A 19244-nucleotide genomic window follows, 5' to 3' on the forward strand; every position below is an offset into this window, starting at 1 on the left:
GCCGCCACGGCGGACACACTATCCCTGCCCGCAACCCCTCCGGAGCCCGCTCAGTGGGGGCGGCGGGCGAAGGTGCGGGGGCGGTCCCGCCATTCGGCGTCGGCGGGGCGGGTCTCGCCCGCGCCGGACAGGACCGCGTGCGCGGCGAGGACCCCCGCGACGGTCGCGCCGTTGACCAGCTCGCCCGCCAGCGCCATCCGCACCGCCTCGGCGAGCGGGATCTTGTGCACGACCAGATCCGCTTCCTCGTCGTCGTGCCCCAGCTCTGCCCGGTCCACTTCGGACACATCGCGGGCGAGGAACACGCGCACGACCTCGTCGGTGAACCCGGGCGACGCAGCAACGTCGACGAGCGTCTCCCACCGCTTCGCCACCACCCCGGCCTCTTCGACCAGCTCGCGGCGCGCCGCCTCGACGGGCTCCTCCCCGTCCGCGTCGAGCAGACCGGCCGGCAGCTCCCAGATCCGCCGGCCGAGCGGATGCCGGTACTGGTGTATCAGCGTGACCGCGCCCTCGTCGTCGACCGCCGCGATCGCGACGGCGCCCATATGCTCGACGACCTCGCGCTTGGCGACCGATCCGCCGGGCATCCGCACGTCGTCGACGCGCACGCCGACGACGTGTCCGATGTGGACGTCACGTGAGGACACCACCTCGAACTCGTGCTCGCCCGGCGCCATCAGCGCACGCCCGTGGGCTCGGGCAGTTCGACCGGGAGCCGGTCCGCGGTGCGGTACTTCACCGCGGCGTTCACGAACGCGTCGAACAGCGGGTGCGGGCGGGTCGGGCGGCTCTTGAGCTCCGGGTGCGCCTGCGTGCCGACGAAGAACGGGTGCACGTCCTCGGGCAGTTCGACGAACTCCACGAGCCGGTCGTCGGGCGAGGTCCCGGAGAACACCAGGCCCGCGTCCTGCAACTGCTTGCGGTAGAAGTTGTTGACCTCGTAGCGATGCCGGTGCCGCTCGGACACGTCCGTCGTGCCGTAGGCCTTCGCGACCTGCGAACCGGGCTTGAGCTTCGCCGGGTACGCGCCCAGGCGCATCGTCCCGCCCATGTCGCGCTCGCCCGCGATGACGTCCTTCTGGTCGGCCATCGTGGAGATCACCGCGTGCTTGGTGGTCTCGTCGAACTCCGCCGAATTGGCGTCGGTGATCCCGGCCAGGTTGCGCGCCGCCTCGATCACCATGCACTGCAGGCCCAGGCATAGCCCCAGGACGGGAATGCCACGCGTGCGGGCGTAGGTGATCGCGCCGATCTTGCCCTCGATCCCGCGCACGCCGAACCCGCCGGGCACCAGCACACCGTCCACACCGGAGAGCGCGTGCGCGGCGCCGGCCGCGGTGGTCGCGAGGTCGGAGGCGACCCAGACGATCTCGACCTTGGCGCGGTGGGCGAACCCGCCCGCGCGCAACGCTTCGGTCACCGACAGGTACGCGTCGGGCAGGTCGATGTACTTGCCCACGAGCGCGATCCGCACCGTCTCGGCGGGGTTGTGCACGCGGTCGAGCAGATCCCCCCACACCGTCCAGTCGACGTCGCGGAACGGGAGGTCCAGCCGCCGCACCACGTAGGCGTCAAGCGCTTCGCCGTGCAGCACCTTCGGGATGTCGTAAATGGACGACGCGTCCGGGCAGGCGATGACCGCCTCGGTGTCCACGTCGCACATCAGCCCGATCTTGCGCTTGAGGTCCTCGGGCAGGTCCCGGTCGGCGCGACAGACCAGCGCGTCGGGCTGGATGCCGATATTGCGCAGGGCGGCCACGGAGTGCTGGGTGGGCTTCGTCTTCAGTTCGCCCGAGGGGGCGAGGTAGGGCACCAGCGACACGTGCAGGAAGAAGCAGTTGTCGCGGCCGATCTCGTGCCGCACCTGGCGGCAGGCTTCCAGGAACGGGAGGGATTCGATGTCGCCGACGGTGCCGCCGACCTCGGTGATCACCACGTCGGGGCGCTGGCCGGTGCCGTCACCGGTCGCGACGGCCATGATGCGCCGCTTGATCTCGTCGGTGATGTGCGGGATGACCTGGACGGTGTCGCCGAGGTACTCGCCGCGCCGTTCCTTGGCGATGACCTCCGAGTAGACCTGCCCGGTGGTGACGTTCGCCGAACCGGAGAGCTCACGGTCGAGGAACCGTTCGTAGTGGCCGATGTCGAGATCCGTCTCGGCCCCGTCCTCGGTGACGAAGACCTCGCCGTGCTGGAAGGGGTTCATGGTGCCCGGATCCACGTTGAGGTACGGATCCAGTTTCTGCATCGTGACCCGGAGGCCACGTGCGGTAAGGAGTTGTCCGAGGCTCGAGGCGGTGAGGCCCTTACCCAGAGAGGAGGCGACGCCTCCGGTGACAAAGACATACTTGGCTGTCCGCGGCTGAAGTCCCACGGGCCTCCACCTTATCGCACCTGGACCCGCCCGTGCGGCGGCCACGCCGACGTAGTTCGATGTCACTGGCAGCAGTTAGGCGGAACAGAGAGGCAGTCGTGTCCGGAAACACAGCGAACACCTGGTCCGCGCCGGCCGCTTCGGGCGCACTGGACGCGGCCGTCCGCGTGCCCGGCTCGAAATCGATCACGAACCGCGCCTACGTGCTGGCCGCGCTGTCGGAGGGCCCGACGCTGGTCCGCGAACCCCTCGACTCGCGCGACACGCGGCTCATGCTGGGCGCGCTGTCCGCGCTCGGCGCCTCCTCGGAGACGAGCGGGGACGGCGTGCTCGTCCAGCCGCTCCGACCCGAAGGCGACACCGAGGTTTCGGTGACGCTGGGCAACGCCGGGACCGTCACGCGGTTCACCCCGGCCCTGGCGGGGCTCGGCTCGCGGCCGGTGGTGTTCGACGGTGACGAAGCGATCCGCCGCCGCCCCATCGCACCCCTGCTGCGCGCGCTGGTGGAACTGGGCCTGGACATCGAGGACGAGGGCCGCGGCGCGCCGCCGTTCACGGTGCGCGGGCACGGCGGGGTCGCCGGCGGCAAGGTCGAACTGGATTCGAGCGCGTCGAGCCAGTTCCTGTCCGCGCTGCTGCTCGCGGGCCCGTCTTTCACTTCGGGGGTCACGGTGCGTCTCGTCGGGGACGCGCCGCCAAGCGAGCCCCATATCGCGATGACCCTGGATCTGCTGCGCCGCTTCGGCGCCGTGCCGGAACGTTCGGGGCGGGAATTCCACGTGCCCGCGACGCGGCTGAGCCTGCCCGCCTACGCCGTCGAGCCCGACCTTTCGACGGCCGCCCCGTTCGCCGTCGCCGCCGCGGTCGCCGGCGGCTCGGTCCGCATCGAGGGCTGGCCCGAGCACACGACCCAGCCCGGAGACTGGCTGCGCGGCCTGCTCGAAGAGCTCGGGCAGCGCGCCGAACTCGACGCCTCGGGCCTGACGATCACGGGCAGCGGCGGTTTCCCGGGCGCGCGGCTGGACCTGCACGAGGTCGGCGAGCTGACCCCCGTCGTCGCGGCCCTACTGTGCCTCGCGGACGGTCCTTCGGTGATCTCGGGCGTGGCGCATCTACGCGGGCACGAGACCGACCGGCTCGCCGCGCTCGCGACGGAACTGTCCGGGCTGGGCGCAGGCGTGGCCGAGACCGAGGACGGCCTCGCGATCACACCGGCACCTCTGCACGGCGGGGTCTTTCACACCTACGACGACCACCGGCTGGTGATGGCCGCCGCGGTGCTGGGGCTGCGCGTGCCCGGTGTGGAGATCGAAAACCCGGCGACGGTCGGCAAGACGTTCCCCGGGTTCGCCGATGCCTGGCAGGCGATGCTCAGCTGACCGCTTCGGCGAGCCGCCCGACCTGATCGGTGTCCGGCGACCAGCAGTAGAGCATCACCTCGTCGGCACCGAGCGCGGTGAACTCGTCCACGGCTTCGCGCACGGCGGCGGGCGTGGTCAGCATGGTCTCGGCGGTGCGCCGCGCGAGGTCGCCGGCGAAACCGTAGTACGCGGCGATCGCCGCCCTCGCTTCGTCCACTGTGGACTCGGGGCCGACCGCGACGTTCACCTGCGCCACCATCCGCGGCCGTCCCGCACGCCCGGCGCGGGACCAGAACCTCTCCACGGACTCGAAAAGCCGGCCGGCGAAGGAAAGCGGCGCCGCGCAGAGGAATCCGTCGCCCCAGCGCGCGACGCGTTCGAGCGCCGGTTCCGCGAAGGCGCCGAAGAGCACCTCGGGGCCGCCTTCCCGGTGGGGCGCCGGTCCCACGGAACCACCGGACCAGATGTCCCGCATGATCTGCTCGTCGAGCCGCCGCCCGCGGGTGCGCAGGTCCGCGCCCACGAGATCGAACTCGTCCGCGCGCCCGCCCACACCCAGCCCGAGCGTGAACCGCCCGCCGGAGAGCCGGTCCAGCGTCGCGGCCTGTTTTGCGAGCAGCGCCGGTTCGCGCAGCGGGGCGAGCAGGACCTCGGTCTGCAGCCGGATCCGGGCCGTGGCGCCGGCCAGCGACGCGAGCGTGACCAGCGGCTCGGGGTTGTCCCAGACAAGCCGGTCGAGCAGGCCTAGCGTGGTGAACGGGCTGTCGTCGGCGCGCCGGGCCCACTCGAGCAGTGCTTCGGGACGGGCGATAGGCAGGCCGAGGCCTACAGACACGGCAACCCCCTGGGAGCATGATCAGCGTGAACCTCAACCTAGCAAGGGAGCACCAACATGCCCGAACGCCGTTTCCGCTTCGGCCTGGTCGCCGTGCCTCGCGGCTCGGGCGGTGACTGGACCGCGACCGCCCGCCGTGCCGAGGATCTCGGCTTTTCGACCTTGCTGATGCCCGACGGCGTCGGCATAGCGCCTTCGTTCGCGGCGCTGGCCGCCGCGGCGTCGGTCACCGAGCGCCTCCGGCTGGGCACCTTCGTGCTCAACACGCCGTTGCGCACGCCGGGCACGATCGCCTGGGAGACGGCGGGGCTCGATCAGCTCTCCGACGGCCGGTTCGAGCTGGGCCTGGGCGCCGGGAGGGGTGACGCGGGGCCGGGCGCCGAGCTCGTCGGCGCTCCGTGGGGTTCCGCGGGCGAGCGGGTGCGGCAGGTCGGTGAGGCCATCGACACCGTCGACAAGCTCTTCTCCGCCGGTGCGCTGAGCCCGGTGCAGACGCCGCGCCCACCGATCATGGTCGCGGGCGCCGGCGACAAGCTGCTCACGATCGCCGCACTTCAGGCGGACATCGTCGCGGTGCACGCGGACGGCACCGAACGCGGTCTCGACAAGCGGTTGCGGTTCGTCCGCGACCTCGCCGGGGACCGGTTCGACCGGATGGAACTGAGCGTCAACGTGTTCCATATCGGCGACGGAGAGGTCTCGCCGTGGGTGCGCACCTTCGGCATCGATCCGGCCCGCGCCACCGGGAACCAGCAGGTCTCGATCCTGAACGGCGACACCGGGACCGTGATCGACACCCTGAAACGGCGGCGCGACGAGCTGGGCGTCTCTTACGTCACGATCAACTCGATGGCGCTGGAGCAGGCGATCCCGGTCGTCGAGGCCCTCGCCGGAACCTAGAGCAACCGCAGCTGGGTTTCGCGGGGCCGGGCCCGCGGCACGGCTTCGCCGATCCGCTCGACCTCGTCGCCGAGGTCCGCGAAGAACCGTGACCGCCTGGCCCGTCGGCCGCCGCGTTCGGCCGCGTGGCTCAGATACAGATGCCGCTGCGCCCGGGTGATCCCGACGAACAACAGCCGACGTTCCTCGGCCAGCTCCTCGTCGGGCGGCTCGGCGCCCGGCCACCGCAACGGCAGCAACCCGTCCTCGCAGCCGACCACGAACACGACGGGGAACTCCAGCCCTTTCGACGCGTGCAGGGTCAGCAGCGAGACGCGATCCGCGCGCGGATCCCAGGTGTCCACCTCGACGCCCATGGCCAGCTCGGTCCGGAACTGCGCAACGTCGCCGCAGCGCCGGGCCAGCGGTTTGAGCACGTCGACCGCCGTGCGCACGACGGACTCTTCCGCGCCGCGCGCGAGCACGGCGTCCGCGGCGTGCCGCACCCGCTCCGCCACCGTCGTGCCCTCGCCGGGGTGCGCGAGTTCGGCAACGATCTCCTCGACGCCGGGCCGCTCCGCGAGCCGGTCGTGCGACCGTTTCTGCACCGGCAACCCGGCCTGCGCGAACGCGTCCAGCAGCGCCCGCGCCTGCCGGTCGGTCCGGTACAGCACGGCGAAATCCGAGAAGCCGAGGCCCTGCGTGCCATCGGAGTCCACCCGCCCGCTGTCCAGCGAATGGAAGGAGGCGCCGCCCAGCAGCTGGTCGATCGTGCGGGCGACGAACGAAGCCTCGGCGCGGTCGTCGGCCGCGTGGTGCACGCCGACCAGCGCGTCGCCGTGCTCGCCGTACGGCCGCAGCTCGCGCCCGGGCACGAGCGTGCCGGGAGCGATGGCATGCAGCGCGGTGCCGAGGATATGCGGGTTCGAGCGGTAGTTCCGCGTCAGCTGCACGGTGCGCGCGGGCGCGAAATCCTCCTGGAACCGCAGGAAGAACCCGACGTCGGCACCGCGGAACCGGTAGATCGCCTGGTCCGGGTCCCCGATCGCGGTGAGGTTCCCGCTGGCCGGCGCGAGCAGCCGCAGCAACCGGTACTGCTGCTCGTCGACGTCCTGGTATTCGTCGACGCTGATCCACCGGTACCGCTCGCGATACAGCACGGCCAGCTCCGGCTCGGCCTCCAGCAGGGCGACTGGCAGCGCGACGAGATCGTCGAAGTCGACGAGATCCTGCTGCCGCAAGGCTTTCGTGTAGCGCTGGGCCAGCTCGTCGGCGGTGCCGGTGCGGCGATTGCGGGAGATCTCGGCGAGCGCTCGCCGGTCGGCGTCCCCGGTGACCCCGGTGAGGATCTCGAGCTGCCGCGCCTGGTTCGCGATGCCGAAGCCCGCGCTCAGGCCCGCGCGGTCGTGCTGCTCGCGCAGGATCCGCACGCCCAGCGAGTGGAACGTCGCGATCGTCAGCTTCGCCGCGTGCCCGGGTACGAGCGCCTGCAGCCGTTCCGCCATCTCCTCGGCGGCGCGGCGGGTGAAGGTGATCGCGAGGCACTGCTCGGGCGGGATGTCGCGTTCGGACACCAGATGCGCGATGCGGTGGGTCAGCGTGCGGGTCTTGCCGGTGCCCGGCCCGGCGATGATCAGCAGCGGGCCGCCGCCGCTGCCCGCCGCCTCGCGCTGGTCGGGGTCCAGCCCGTCGAGCAGCGACCCGGTAGCCGGTATCGCTTGGGGCACAACGGGTTCCACGACCGGAACGGGCACGGCGGCCGGCTTGCGGACCGGCTTCTCCGGCGCCGGCTCGGGCGCGAACAGGCCGTCGTCGAACAACCCGATCGTCGTGGACCGCTTCAGCTCCGCCGGTTCGAACAGCCGGATCACACCGTATTCGCCGTCGTACCCGGCCTCGCGGATCACTTCGCCGCGCCGCAGCCGCCGCACGGCCTCACCCAGCAACGGCGAACGGGCTTCGAGATCGCCGGCCGGAACCTCCCGCAGGATCGACAGCTCGGGCCCGAAGGTAGCGGTGAGCTTGTCGATCTCGCCGAGCACCTTCTTGCTCTTCGGCCCCACGCCGAGGATTTCACTCATGATCTCGGGCAGCGGGACGAGGCTCGAAAACTCCGCCGCGCCCGGGGGCCGCACCGCTTCGGCACGGTCGGCGAGATCCTCGACGCGGCTGAGCACGCCCACGGTCAGCGGTTTGCCGCATTCCGGGCACACCCCGCCGTGCGCGCGGGTCTCCCCCGGCTCCATCCGGACGCCGCATTTGCGGTGCCCGTCCACGTGGTACTTGCCCTCCTCGGGGAAGAACTCGATCGACCCGGCGTGCCCCTGCCCGGTCTCCAGCGCGCGCTTGAGCGCGAAGTAGTCCAGCCCGGTGTCGAACAGGGTCGCCTCGCGGCCCAGCATCGGCGGTGAATGCGCGTCGGAGTTGCTGACCAGGCGGTACTTGTCGAGCGCGCTGATCTTCCAGTTCATCTCGGGGTCGCTCGACAACCCCGTCTCGACCGCGAAGATGTGGTCGGACAGATCGGCGTAGCAGTCGTCGATCGCGTCGAATCCCGACTTCGAACCGAGCACCGCGAACCACGGGGTCCACACGTGCGCGGGCACGAGGTACGAGCCGTCGCCGCTTTCCAGCGTGATCTCCAGCAGATCCCGGGAGTCGAGCCCGAGGATGGGGCGGCCGTCGGAACCGAGGTTGCCGATCCGGCCGAGACTCTGGTTGACCTTCTCGGCCGCCTCGAAGTCCGGCACGTAGATCAGGTGGTGCACCTTGCGCGTGCGCTCGGCCCGCTTGTAGATCGTGGAGATCTCGACCGAGAGCATGAACCGCACTGCGGAGGTGGCGCACGCGGGCGGCAGGCGGCGCTGGATGCCGGCGTCGAGGTCCTCGCGCAACCGGAAGAGGCCAGGCTCGGCGGGGACCAGGTTCTCCCGCAGGTGCTCGAACCACGCCGGATGCGTGAAATCCCCGGTGCCGACGAGGGTGATGCCCTTGCGGCGCGCCCACCAGGTCAGCTGCTCGAGATCGCAGTCCTTGCTGCACGCGCGGGAGTACTTCGAGTGGATGTGCAGGTCGGCAACAAAACGCACCCGCGGCATCTTGCCAGAACGCGCTGCGGCTGGGTTAGCGTGCCCGGCATGATCCGGACCGTTCCCCGCCTCGCCCGTCGCGCGCCGCCGATCCCGGCGGTGGTCGGGATCGTCGCCTTCGCCTGTTATGCCGTCTGGTCACTGGCGCTGCACCACATCTGGCTGGCCACCGGCTACGACCTGGGGATCTTCGAGCAGGCCGTGCGGTCCTACGCACACGGGCACTGGCCGGTCGCGGACCTGAAGGCGCCCGGCTTCCCGCTGCTCGGTGATCACTTCCATCCGATACTGGCGCTGCTCGCCCCGTTCTACCGCCTGTGGCCCGCCCCGGACACGCTGCTGCTCGCCCAAGCGGCGTTGCTGGCCGTCTCGGCGGTCCCGGTCACGCGATGCGCGCTGACCGTTCTGGGCGCCGTGCGCGGCGCGGTGTTCGGAGCCGGCTACGCGCTCTCCTCCGGCCTGCTCAACGCGATCACCTTCGACTTCCACGAGATCTGCTTCGCTGTGCCGCTGCTGGCGTTCTCGGCCGAGCGCCTGCTCCGCCGCCAGTGGGCGGCCGCGGTCGCGGTCGCGGCGCCCTTGGTCCTGGTGAAGGAAGATCTGCCGCTGACCTTCGCGGCGATCGGGGCCTACCTCGTATGGCACGGTCAGAAGCGACTCGGCTGGGCCACGATCGCGGCCGGGTTCACCATCACCGCGGTCCTCGTCGGCGTCGTCATTCCCGCCATCAACCCGACCGGGCATTACGGCTTCGCCGGCAGGATGGCTCCCGGCCTCACCGATGGGCTCGGCCTCAAGCTGGCCACGCTCCTGCTGACCTTCGGCCCCACCGCGTTCGCCGGCCTGCGGTCCCGGCTGTCGATCCTGCTGATCCCGACCCTGGCCTGGCGGCTGCTTTCGGCCTACCCGAAGTACTGGGGCCCGGGCTATCACTACAACGCGGTTCTGATGCCCGTCGCCTTCCTGGCCGCCCTCGACGCGCTGGGAACGATGGGCGCCCGTATGCGGACGCTGGCGCCTGCCTGCGCGGCGCTCACGTCGACAGCGGTCATCGCCATCCTGCTGCCGGGGCCGCGTCCGGACCGGACAGCGGTGAACGCGGCGCTGGCCAGGATCCCGAACGGCGCCACGGTGGCGGCGGGCAGCGTGTTCGCGCCGCACCTGACCTCGCGGTGCCGGGTGCTGTTCTTTCCCGAACAGCCCAGCCCCTCGACCGATCCGGCGTGGATCGTAACGAGCAAACCGCTCATCGCCTGGCCGATCCCGGTGCCGGAACAGGAACGGATGCTGACGAACCTCCGGCGAACGCGTTACCGCACCGTCCTCGACACGCGCGACGTCCTTCTCCTGCAGAGAGCCTGAGGCTCAGCTGCCGTTCGCGGCCACCCCGGGCGCCGGGGCCTGCGCGTTGCCCGCGATCCCGTACCGCCCCACCGCACCGTCGAGCTGCTCACGCAGCGCCAGCACGGTGGCCACCCGCCCGGCCGCGGTGTTGACGTTGTCCACGGTGGACAGGATCGAGGTCGCCGAGGTGTCGGCCCGCACCACGCCGATCGCGCCCGTGCCCTCGGCCGAGGCCGGATCGCCGGCGAGCACCGCACCCGCGCCGGACCGGTCGAGCTGCGCGGCGAACCGGGCCAGCGTCGCGGCCTTGTCCCCCGCCCCGTCGCCGGTCGCCTGGCCGCTGGTGAGCACGACGGCGAGCTGCCCAGGGCCGATCTTCGGGCTGGCCTTGACGAAGCCGCCGTCGGTCAGCCCACCGATCGCGGCCGCCAGTTCGTCCGTTGTGGACTGTGGCTTCGCGGTGTCCTTGTTGAGCATCAGCACCGAACCGACGAGCGCCCCGGCGAGGGTGCCCGGGTCACCCGCGGTCGGGAACGTGGCCCCGGCCGGCTGCAGGCGCGTCACCACCTGGCGCAGCTGATCGGCCTTCGCCGGGTCCATGAACGACGAGGTCAGCTGCAGCTCGCCGGTGACGGTCCCGCCCGCCTGGCCGATCAGCTTCTCCAGGGCGTCCCGGTCGGCCGGTTTCGCGTCCTCCGTGGTGATCATGATGACCGAGCGCTGCGCGAGCGCGCCGGCGACGATCTTCGGGCCCATCGCGCCCGCGAACGCGTCGGCGTCGGTCAGCCGCGCGTTGAGCTGGTTGCGCTGCGCCTGCAGATCCGAGACCTGGCTGGCCAGCTGGCTCTTCTCGTTCGAAAGCCCTGACAGCAGCGAACCGGACAGGGCAGTCGAGCCGAGCACCACCCCGACCGCCAGCGCCAGGAACACCGACGCGATCGAAACGATGTGGTACCGCAGAGAAATCACGAGAAAAGCCCCTTGCCCCAGCCGATGAACGAATTCCAGGTGCCGCGGATCCAGTCGAGGTACACGCTGCCCACGTCCGACATCAGCAGCGCGGCCGCGACCACCACGAGCGCGGCGAGCACGAGCAGCACCACCGCGCCGAGCGAGACCCGGCTGCGGTGCAGCGCGGCGACCGCCTTGCCGTCCACCAGCTTCGTGCCGAGTTTCAGCCGCGTGAGGAAGGTGGACGGGTTGGAGCCGGAGCGGCCGTGGTCGAGGAACTCCGCGAGCGTCGCCTGGAAGCCGACGGTCACGACGAGGCTCGCCTGATGCGTGTCCGCGATCAGCAACGCGAGGTCTTCGGAGTTGCCCGAGGCCGGGAAGGTGACCGCGCCGATGCCGAGGTCCTGGATCCGGGCGACCCCCGGCGCATGCCCGTCGGGCTGCGCGGGCACCACGACCTCGGCGCCGGACTTGAGCGTCTCGGCCTGGATTCCGGCCGGGTCCCCGACGATGATGTCCGGCTGGTGGCCGAGCTCCCGCAGCGTGTCCGCGGCGGCGTCGACGCCGACGAGGACGGGCCGGTGCTCGGCGATGTACTTCTTGAGCGCCTTCAGATCCGCCGCGTGCCCCTTGCCGGGCGCGACGATGAGGGCATGCCGGTCCCGCAACGCCACCCGCACGTCGGGCACGCCGACCCCGTCGAGGATGAGCGTGCGCTCGCGGCGCAGGAACTCGATCGTGTTGGCGGAGAAGGCTTCCAGCTGGGTCGACATCCCGGCCTTCGCCTCGATCATCTGATCGGCGATGCTTTCGCGGGTCTGCTCGGTGCCCGAGGCGATCCGCCGCTCGCCGACGTAGACGACGCCTTCGTGCACACGGATCTTCGTGCCGTCCTTGAGGCGCCGCAGGACTTCGCTGCCGGCGCCGTCGATCAGCGGGATGCCGGCGCCGACGACGACCTCGGGCCCCAGGTTCGGGAAGCGCCCGGAGATCGAGGGCGAGGCGTTGATCACCGCGGCGACCTCGGCCTCCACGAGCGCGTCGGCCGTCGTGCGGTCGAGATCGACCTGGTCGAGCACGACGATGTCGCCAGGGCTGATCCGGCGCAGCAGCTCCCGGGTACGCCGGTCCACCCTGGCCACGCCGGTGATTCCGGGCAGGTTCTCGGTGTTCCGCGTGAGCACTCCGGGCAGCTTCATGGCACCGATAGTGACAAACGGACGGGCGATGACGCAGGCAACACGCCGTAGTGGCGGTTGTTTCCGAGCGTGATCTTGTGCTATTCGCGCTCGTCCTCGGTGCCAAAGGCGACCGCAAAGGACCTGCGGGCTATTTCTTGCGCTTCTTCTTGCGGGCTCCCGTGGCCTTGTCCGCCTCCGCGGCGGCGAGCAGTTCCTCCGCGTGCGCGCGCCCGGTCTCCGTGCCGTCCATCCCGGCGAGCATCCGAGCCAGCTCCAGCACCCGCTCGGACTGCTCGAGCGTCTTCACCCCGCTGCGCGTCACGCCCTCCGCGGTGCCCTTGTCCACCACCAGGTGCCGGTCGGCGAAGGCCGCGACCTGCGGCAGGTGGGTGACGACGAGCACCTGGTGGCTGCGCGCGAGCCGGGCGAGCCGGCGCCCGATCTCGACCGCCGCGCGGCCGCCGACCCCGGCGTCGACCTCGTCGAACACGAGCGTCTGCACGGTGTCCGCGCCCGCGAGGACGACCTCGATCGCGAGCATCACCCGCGAGAGCTCACCGCCCGAAGCCGCCTTGTGCACCGGCAGCGGCGGCGCGGCGGAGTGCGCGCGCAGCAGCAACTCCACCTCGTCGATCCCACTGCCGCCGGCGTGCACGAGCTCACCGCCGACCCGCAGCGCCCGCTGGTCACCCGCCTCACCGGCCCGCCGCCGGACGGTCACGTCGATCTCGGCCTGGCCCATCGCGAGCCCGGCCAACTCGGCGGTGACGGCCTCAGCCAGTTCGGCCGCGGCCTGCCCGCGCGCCGTCGACAGCGCTTCCGCATGCTCGGCCAGCCCCGCCGCCAGCTCGTCCCGGCGCGCCGCCAGCTCGGCCAGCGCCTCCTCTGAGGTATCCATTGTGGACAGACGGGCCCTGGCGTCCTCGGCCCAGGCGAGCACCCCGTCGATGTCCGCGGCGTACTTGCGGGTCAGCCTCTTCAGGTCGGCCTGGCGGGCCAGCACCTGCTCGAGGCGCTCCGGATCCGCCTCCAGCCCGTCGAGGTAACCGCCCAGCTCAGCGCCGACATCGGTGAGCAGCACGGCGGCCTCGGCGAGCCGTGGTTCCAGATCCCGCAGCGCCGAGTCCTCCGCGCCGGACAGGCGCCGCCGCGCCTCGCCCACGAGGCCCAGCGCGCCCGGCGAGTCCGGATCACCGTCCGCGGCGCCCGAGACCAGTTCGTGCGCGGCGTTCGCCGCCGCGCGCAGCTCGTCGGCCGCGGCGAGCCGCTTGATCTGCTCCGCGAGCTCCGCGTCCTCCCCCGCCTGCGGATCGACCACCTCGATCTCGCCGAGCCCGTGGCGAAGGAGATCGGCCTGCTGCGCCAGCTCGCGCGAGCGGGTCTGCCGCTCGGTCAGCTCCGCGACCACCGACTGCCACTGCTCGCGGACCTCGCGATAGCGCTGGAGCGGCCCGGCCACCGACTCCCCGGCGAACCGGTCGAGCACGTCCCGCTGCTCGGCGGATCGCAGCAGGCGCAGCTGGTCGTTCTGCCCGTGGACCGCCAGCAGCCGGTCGGCCAGCTCCGACAGGACGTTCACCGGCACCGATCTTCCGCCCAGATGCGCGCGGGAACGCCCGTCGGCGTTCACCGAACGCATGGTGATCAGGCTGCCGTCCTCGTCGGTCTCGCCGCCGGCGTCGGCGACGATGCGGGCCACGTGTTCGGCGAGGGTGCCTTCGAACCTGCCCTCGACGACCGCCCGCCCGGACCCGTTCCGGACCTTCGAAGCCTCGGCCCGCCCACCGGAGAGCAGGTGCAGCCCGGTGACGACCATGGTCTTACCGGCACCCGTCTCGCCGGTCACCACGGTGAACCCCGGGTGCAGTTCGAGCAGGGCGTCCTCGATCACTCCGAGGCCCTGGATGCGCATCTCGGCCAGCACGGGCACCACCGTAGCGGTAGGGACCGACATCTTGCGAATATATGTTCGATCAGCCCGCGTGTCGTTCGCGCCAGCTCTTCACCGGCAGGGAGAACTTGTGCACCAGCCGGTCGGTGAACGGCCCTGGCCACAGCCGTGCCAGCCGCACCGGGATCCGGCCCGACACCACGCGCACCCGCGAGCCGGGCGGGAGCGCGATATGGCGGAGGCCGTCGCAGGTCAGGACCGCCGGTGAGCCGTCGGGGTCGATCCCGACGGTGATGACGGAGTCCCGGGAGACCACCAGCGGGCGGGCGAACATGGCGTGCGCGTTGCTCGGCACGACCAGCAGCGCCTCGACATCCGGCCAGATGATGGGCCCGCCCGCGGAGAAGGCGTACGCGGTCGAACCGGTCGGCGTGGCGCACAGCACGCCGTCGCAGCCGAACGACGACACCGGGCGCCCGTCGACCTCGATCAGCGCGTCGAGGACCCGTTCGCGCGAACTCTTCTCGACGCTCGCCTCGTTCAGCGCCCAGGTTTCGGCCACCTGCTCGCCGCCGAGCGTGACGGTGACGTCGACCGTCATCCGCTCCTCGACGGTGTAGTCGCGATCCGCGACCCGGTGCACGGTCTCTTCGAGCGCGTCGGAGTCGGCCTCGGTGAGGAAGCCGACGCGGCCGAGGTTGACACCGAGCACCGGCACCCCCGCCGGGCGCGCGATCTCGGCGGCGCGCAGCAGGGTCCCGTCGCCGCCGAGGACCAGGACGAGTTCGGCGCCGATGGCGGGATGGTCGTGCGGCGGGACGAGCTTGCACTGCGGGTCGTCGATGAGCTCGCGGACGTCCTCCTCGGTCACGCGCAGCCCGATACCCGCGGCGGCGAACTTCGCGGCGACCTTGCGGGCCGCGTCGCGGGTGGTGTTGCGATCGGGGTGCACGACGAGCAGCACCTCGCGCTTTGCGTTCACTGTGGACCCTCTCCGATCGCCGTGCGCACCAGGTGTTCCACATCATCCACAGTGGACTCGTCCCGGCGGAGCCAGGCGAAGTACTCGACGTTGCCCGAAGGTCCCGGCAGCGGGCTCGCCACCACGCCGTGCGCGTGCAGGCCCAGTTCCGCTGCGGCGGCGAGCACTTCGAGCACGGCCTGGACGCGCAGCCCGGGGTCGCGCACGACGCCGCCGCGGCCCAGCCGCTCCTTGCCCACTTCGAACTGCGGTTTGACCATCGGCACCAGATCGGCTCCGGGCAGGGCGCACGCCGCGAGCGCGGGCAGCACGAGCCGCAGAGAGATGAACGAGAGGTCCCCGACCACGAGGTCCACCGGCCCGCCGATCTGCTCGGGCGTCAGCGTGCGCACGTTGGTCCTGTCCAGCACGAGCACGCGGTCGTCGGTCCGCAGGCGCCAGTCGAGCAGCCCGCGCCCGACGTCCGCCGCGACGACCTGCGCGGCTCCGCGGCGGAGCAGGACGTCGGTGAAGCCCCCGGTCGAGGCGCCCGCGTCGAGGCAGCGTTTGCCTTCCACGGTGAGGCCCTTGAACGCGTCGAGGGCGCCGAGAAGCTTGTACGCGCCGCGCGAGGCCCAACCCGGGTCGTCGCCCGCGCGCACCACGATGGGCGCGTCGGCGTCGACCCCGGTGGCGGGCTTGCTCGCGACCAGACCGCGCACGGTCACCTTGCCCTCGGTGATGAGACTGCTCGCGTGCTCGCGGGAGCGGGCGAGGCCCCGGCGGACGAGTTCGGCGTCGAGGCGGGCCCTACGGGGCATCGGTCAAACCTTGTCGATGCTGGACAGGGCGAACGTGAGCTGGGTGTGGACCGCGTCGAAACGCTCGACGTGCTCGGCGAGAGGTACCCGGTCGAGGTCGTCGAGACCGGCCATGGCCTCGTCGATCCCGGCACGCGGGTCCGCCGGCCGCGGCGGCGGACCGGGCACCGGGTGCGGGCTGGGTTGTTGCTGCACGTTCCCAGGCTAACGGTTCGGCTAGGCCGGCCGCGTGAGCCCCAGCTCGGCGAGTGCCGCGGCGGCCTCGTCGTCTCGCGGTTCGACGGCGGTGATGCCGGACTGCCAGGCCTCGTGGCACAGGGCCCGAAGGAGTTCGTAAGCGTCCTCGGAGCCCTTGCTCGACGCCAGGAGCGCGTGGTCGACGTCGACCTGCCAGCCCTTCTGCGGGCTCGGGACGAGTTCGTCGGCGGGCTGGTCGAGGGCGTCGAGGCTGGACGCGAGGTACGTCGGGCGCTCGGCCGGGGTCGCGGCCAGCACGTCGGCCGGCGTCGAGACCCCGGTGAGCACCAGCAGCGAGTGCATCGCCGCGGTGACCGCCCCGGCGATGTCGGTGTCGAGCCGGTCACCGACGACGAGGGGCTTCGACGCCCCGGCCGACAGCGTGGCGATGTGAAAGAGCGGCGCCTCGGGCTTCCCGGCCACCACCGGTTCAGCGCCGGTGGCCGCCTTGAGCGCGGCGACCATCGAACCGTTGCCGGGGAGCAGGCCGCGCTCGGTGGGCAGGGTGACGTCCGCGTTGCAGGCGACCCAGAAAGCGCCGGCGCGGATCGCGATACTGCCCTCGGCGAGGTGTTCCCAGCCGGTCCCGGTCCAGTGGCCCTGCACCACCGCGGCGGCGCCGGCGGCTTCCCGCACCGGCCGCAACCCGACGGCGGTGACCTCGTCTTCGAGCGCCGGGGCTCCGACGACCAGGACCTTGGCGCCGGCGGGGAGCCGTTCGGCGAGCACCCTGGCGGCGGCCTGCGCGCTGGTGCTGACCTCGTCGGTGGTGGTGTCGATCTCCATGCCGCGGAGGGTTTGCGCCACGTCCCCGGGTCCGCGGGAAGCGTTGTTGGTGACGAACCGGACCGCCGTCCCACGGCCCCGGAGCCCGCGGAGCACCTCGGCAACCCCGGGAATCGGCCGCGGGCCCTGGTAGACCGTGCCGTCGAGGTCGAGCAACATCACGTCGTAGCCGGTCGCGAGCGTGTCCCCGTCAGTCGTCATCCGGCCGCTCCGCCCTGTTGGGTGCTCCGGCGGAGTCGCCTCCCGCCGGCTCGATGGCTTCGTCTTCAAGATCGTCGGCGGAGTCACCCTCCGCCCCCTCAACCGCCTCGTCTCCAAGGCCTCTAGCGGAGTCACCCTCCACCTGCTCAACCACCTCGTCTCCAAGGCCTTCGGCGGAATCACCCTCCACCCGCTCAACCACCTCGTCTCCAAGGCCTTCGGCGAGCGCCTCCTCCAGGACCTCCGCGTCATCGTCGGCCGCCAGTTCTTGCGGCTCGTCCTCGTGCAGGTCGTCGTCCGGGTAAGCGCCTTCGGCGAAGGGCAGGTCGTCGTTCGAGAGGGCGGCCGCACGCTCGGCGGCGTCGGTCTCCTCGTCGTCGTCGGCGTCGGCGGCGTTGAGAAACCACTCGATCGCCTCGTCGCGCCGGCCTGCCGCGGCGAGGTTATCCGCATAGGCGTAGAAGAGCCGTACGCTCCACGGATCCCGCTTCGCCGGGTCGAGGTCGGGTCCCTGCAGCGAGACCACGGCCGCGTCGAGCTGGCCCATGTCCCGGCGGGCCCCAGCCGCGACGATGCCCAGCTCGACCTGCACGTCTCGCGGCAATCCGCTGTTCGCGGCCTCCTTGGCGAGGTCGAGCGCCCGCTCGGGGCGGCCCATGGCCCGCTCGGCGTCCGCGATGACGGCGATGTGGCTGTCCGACCGCGTCATCCGGCGCACGGCGCGCAGTTCCGACAGAGCCTCGGCCCAGTGGCCGGCGTGGTAGGACACGAGTCCGAGCGCCTCGCGCACGATCGCCACGCGGGATGCCTTCGCCTTCGCGTAGCGTGCGTGCTCGAGAGCCGCCTCGGGGTCGGTGTCGATCAGCCCGCCGGCTGCGACGAGGTGCTTGCCGACAGTCTCCGCCAGCCCCTTCGGCAGGGTCCGCAGCTCTCGGCGGGCTTCCTCGTCGAGGTCGTCGAACTCGATGTCCTCGGGCAGCTCGGGGGCTTCGAGGAGTTCCTTCGCCAACGTGGCGTCGTCGAGTGGCACCGCGGGTCTGCCGCTGTGGGGACGGCGAGGTGCCCCGCCACGTCCCTCGTCCCGGTTACCGCGGGGTGCGTTCGACCGGTCGAACCCAGACTCGCCGTCACGGGCACCGCGCCGCTCGTCCCGCTCGAAACGCCGATCGCCCTCACGCGACCCGGGACGGCTGTCCCGATCGAAACGCCGCTCACCATCGCGCGGCCCACGCCGCTCATCCCGATCAAAACGCCGATCGCCCTCACGCGACCCGGGACGGCTGTCCCGATCAAAACGCCGCTCACCATCACGCGCCCCACGCCGCTCGTCGCGGTCGAAAGCTCGCCCGCCCTCACGCGACCCGGGACGGCCGTCCCGACCGAAACGGCGCTCATCACTGCGTGGGCCACGCCGCTCGTCGTCGAAACGGCGATCGCGGTCGCGGGGCCCGCGCCGCTCGTCGCGGTCTGCGCGCGGTTTTTCGCCCCACTGCCCCCGCCGGTCGTCGCTCCGCGAGCGGTCGAAACGCTGGCCACCGCCGCGCCCGCCACTGAAACCGCGGTTGTCGTCGCGCTGCCCACGCCGGTCGTTGTCGCGGAAGCCGCCGCGATCATTGGACCTGTGGTTGTCCCCGCCCCGGTCGTTCGAGCGCCGGTTGTCGGAGCGGAAGCCGCCCCTGTTGTCGCGCCGGTTCTTGTCCCACGCGGGACGGTCACCGCGGTCGTTCGGCCTGCCGGCACGGTCCTTGTTCCACGACGGCCGCTCACCGCGGTCCCTGTTCCCGCCGCCCGAGCGGTCGCCCCTGTCCCGGTCGTTCCAGCCGGGACGGTCGCCTCGCCGGTTGTCGAACCTGCCGCCGCCGGAGCGGTTGTCTCCGCGCGCACCCGAACGGCGGTCGTCATCGCCGCGCCGACGGTCGTATCCGCCGGAGCCTTGCCCGCCATAGCCGCCGGAGCGGTTGTCCCGGCCGTTGTCACGCGAGCGACCAGCGCTTCCGCGGTCGCGGTCGTACTGCCCCGAACCGCCGCCGAACCCCCGCCTGTCACCACGCGGAGCGCCCGATCGGCGCTTGTCAGGACCGAAGTCACGGCGTCGCGGGCGATCGGACGCGGCGTCGTCCTCCGAGTCGCGCCGTCCGAACTCCGCCACCTGTTCCTCCTACTTGCTCATGAAAAGTCCGATGTCGAGCACACACACGAAAGGGCCCGCTAGGGGCAGCCAACTGGCTATTCTAGCGGGCCCTTCGGATAAGAAGTTCGGCGGTGTCCTACTCTCCCACATCCTGGCGGGTGCAGTACCATCGGCGCTGGTAGGCTTAGCTTCCGGGTTC

16 protein-coding genes and 1 rRNA gene are annotated in these 19244 nt (G+C 71.7%); 4 read left to right on the top strand and 13 right to left on the bottom strand.

All coding sequences use genetic code 11. From position 1 onward, the window contains the following. Positions 1–50 precede the first annotated feature (50 nt). Together FG385_RS12545 and FG385_RS12550 are read right to left on the bottom strand one after the other, a co-directional pair. Entirely contained in the window at positions 51–683 is a 633-nt protein-coding gene (locus FG385_RS12545) for an NUDIX domain-containing protein (RefSeq protein ID WP_139096884.1), read from the bottom strand. Continuing rightward, positions 680–2377 carry a CTP synthase gene (locus FG385_RS12550; RefSeq protein ID WP_139096859.1) on the bottom strand — a complete coding sequence of 566 codons (1698 nt, stop codon included), beginning with the start codon at positions 2375–2377 and terminating at the stop codon, positions 680–682. Before FG385_RS12550 ends, FG385_RS12545 begins: the two co-directional genes overlap by 4 nt. A 98-nt stretch (positions 2378–2475) precedes the next feature. Between FG385_RS12550 and aroA the strand changes: the two genes are divergently transcribed. Beyond that, positions 2476–3756, top strand: a complete 1281-nt coding sequence (gene aroA, locus FG385_RS12555) for a 3-phosphoshikimate 1-carboxyvinyltransferase (protein WP_235022535.1) — start codon at positions 2476–2478, stop codon at positions 3754–3756. Here aroA and FG385_RS12560 read toward each other — a convergent pair. Beyond that, positions 3749–4573: an LLM class flavin-dependent oxidoreductase gene (locus FG385_RS12560; protein WP_139096861.1), complete on the bottom strand. Its 825-nt coding sequence runs from the start codon at positions 4571–4573 to the stop codon at positions 3749–3751. The genes aroA and FG385_RS12560 overlap by 8 nt on opposite strands. A gap of 57 nt (positions 4574–4630) precedes the next feature. Here FG385_RS12560 and FG385_RS12565 point away from each other — a divergent pair, with 57 nt between their 5' ends. Continuing rightward, entirely contained in the window at positions 4631–5473 is an 843-nt protein-coding gene (locus FG385_RS12565) for an LLM class flavin-dependent oxidoreductase (protein WP_139096862.1), read from the top strand. On the opposite strand, the gene FG385_RS12570 is transcribed toward FG385_RS12565, so the two are convergent. Next, positions 5470–8541, bottom strand: coding sequence for a UvrD-helicase domain-containing protein (locus FG385_RS12570; protein ID WP_139096863.1), 3072 nt, complete (start codon positions 8539–8541; stop codon positions 5470–5472). The genes FG385_RS12565 and FG385_RS12570 overlap by 4 nt on opposite strands. Before the next feature lie 48 nt (positions 8542–8589). Here FG385_RS12570 and FG385_RS12575 point away from each other — a divergent pair, with 48 nt between their 5' ends. Continuing rightward, the gene (locus FG385_RS12575) at positions 8590–9903 is read left to right on the top strand and encodes a DUF2079 domain-containing protein (protein ID WP_139096864.1); all 1314 of its coding nucleotides are present in this window, start codon (positions 8590–8592) and stop codon (positions 9901–9903) included. A 3-nt stretch (positions 9904–9906) separates the two neighbouring features. Here the strand turns inward: FG385_RS12575 and FG385_RS12580 are convergent, their stop codons facing one another. The 8 genes from FG385_RS12580 to FG385_RS34815 all read right to left on the bottom strand — a co-directional run bounded on the left by FG385_RS12580 (position 9907) and on the right by FG385_RS34815 (position 17944). Next, complete coding sequence (locus FG385_RS12580; protein WP_139096865.1) at positions 9907–10854, bottom strand: copper transporter; 948 nt, start codon at positions 10852–10854, stop codon at positions 9907–9909. Next, a complete protein-coding gene (steA, locus tag FG385_RS12585) occupies positions 10851–12035 on the bottom strand; it encodes a putative cytokinetic ring protein SteA (RefSeq protein ID WP_139096866.1) in 1185 nt (394 codons plus the stop codon). Before steA ends, FG385_RS12580 begins: the two co-directional genes overlap by 4 nt. Before the next feature lie 130 nt (positions 12036–12165). Further along, positions 12166–13971 carry a DNA repair protein RecN gene (gene recN / locus FG385_RS12590; RefSeq protein WP_139096867.1) on the bottom strand — a complete coding sequence of 602 codons (1806 nt, stop codon included), beginning with the start codon at positions 13969–13971 and terminating at the stop codon, positions 12166–12168. A 19-nt stretch (positions 13972–13990) separates the two neighbouring features. Beyond that, entirely contained in the window at positions 13991–14890 is a 900-nt protein-coding gene (locus FG385_RS12595; RefSeq protein WP_139096868.1) for an NAD kinase, read from the bottom strand. Further along, positions 14887–15690 carry a TlyA family RNA methyltransferase gene (locus FG385_RS12600; protein WP_139096869.1) on the bottom strand — a complete coding sequence of 268 codons (804 nt, stop codon included), beginning with the start codon at positions 15688–15690 and terminating at the stop codon, positions 14887–14889. The genes FG385_RS12595 and FG385_RS12600 overlap by 4 nt, the downstream gene beginning before the upstream one ends. 3 nt (positions 15691–15693) lie before the next feature. Then, positions 15694–15885 carry a hypothetical protein gene (locus tag FG385_RS12605; RefSeq protein WP_139096870.1) on the bottom strand — a complete coding sequence of 64 codons (192 nt, stop codon included), beginning with the start codon at positions 15883–15885 and terminating at the stop codon, positions 15694–15696. A gap of 21 nt (positions 15886–15906) precedes the next feature. Further along, positions 15907–16914, bottom strand: coding sequence for an HAD-IIA family hydrolase (locus FG385_RS12610; RefSeq protein ID WP_139096871.1), 1008 nt, complete (start codon positions 16912–16914; stop codon positions 15907–15909). Next, a complete protein-coding gene (locus tag FG385_RS34815; protein ID WP_235022536.1) occupies positions 16904–17944 on the bottom strand; it encodes a tetratricopeptide repeat protein in 1041 nt (346 codons plus the stop codon). Before FG385_RS34815 ends, FG385_RS12610 begins: the two co-directional genes overlap by 11 nt. Positions 17945–17959: 15 nt before the next feature. Between FG385_RS34815 and FG385_RS34820 the strand changes: the two genes are divergently transcribed. Then, positions 17960–19126, top strand: coding sequence for a hypothetical protein (locus tag FG385_RS34820; RefSeq protein WP_235022537.1), 1167 nt, complete (start codon positions 17960–17962; stop codon positions 19124–19126). Positions 19127–19168: 42 nt separating this feature from the next. Here the strand turns inward: FG385_RS34820 and rrf are convergent. After that, positions 19169–19244, bottom strand: a 5S ribosomal RNA gene (gene rrf, locus FG385_RS35795); the annotation flags it as partial.

Origin of the sequence: Amycolatopsis alkalitolerans (genome assembly GCF_006152065.1) — a bacterium.
Taxonomy (GTDB): Bacteria; Actinomycetota; Actinomycetes; order Mycobacteriales; family Pseudonocardiaceae; genus Amycolatopsis_E; species Amycolatopsis_E alkalitolerans.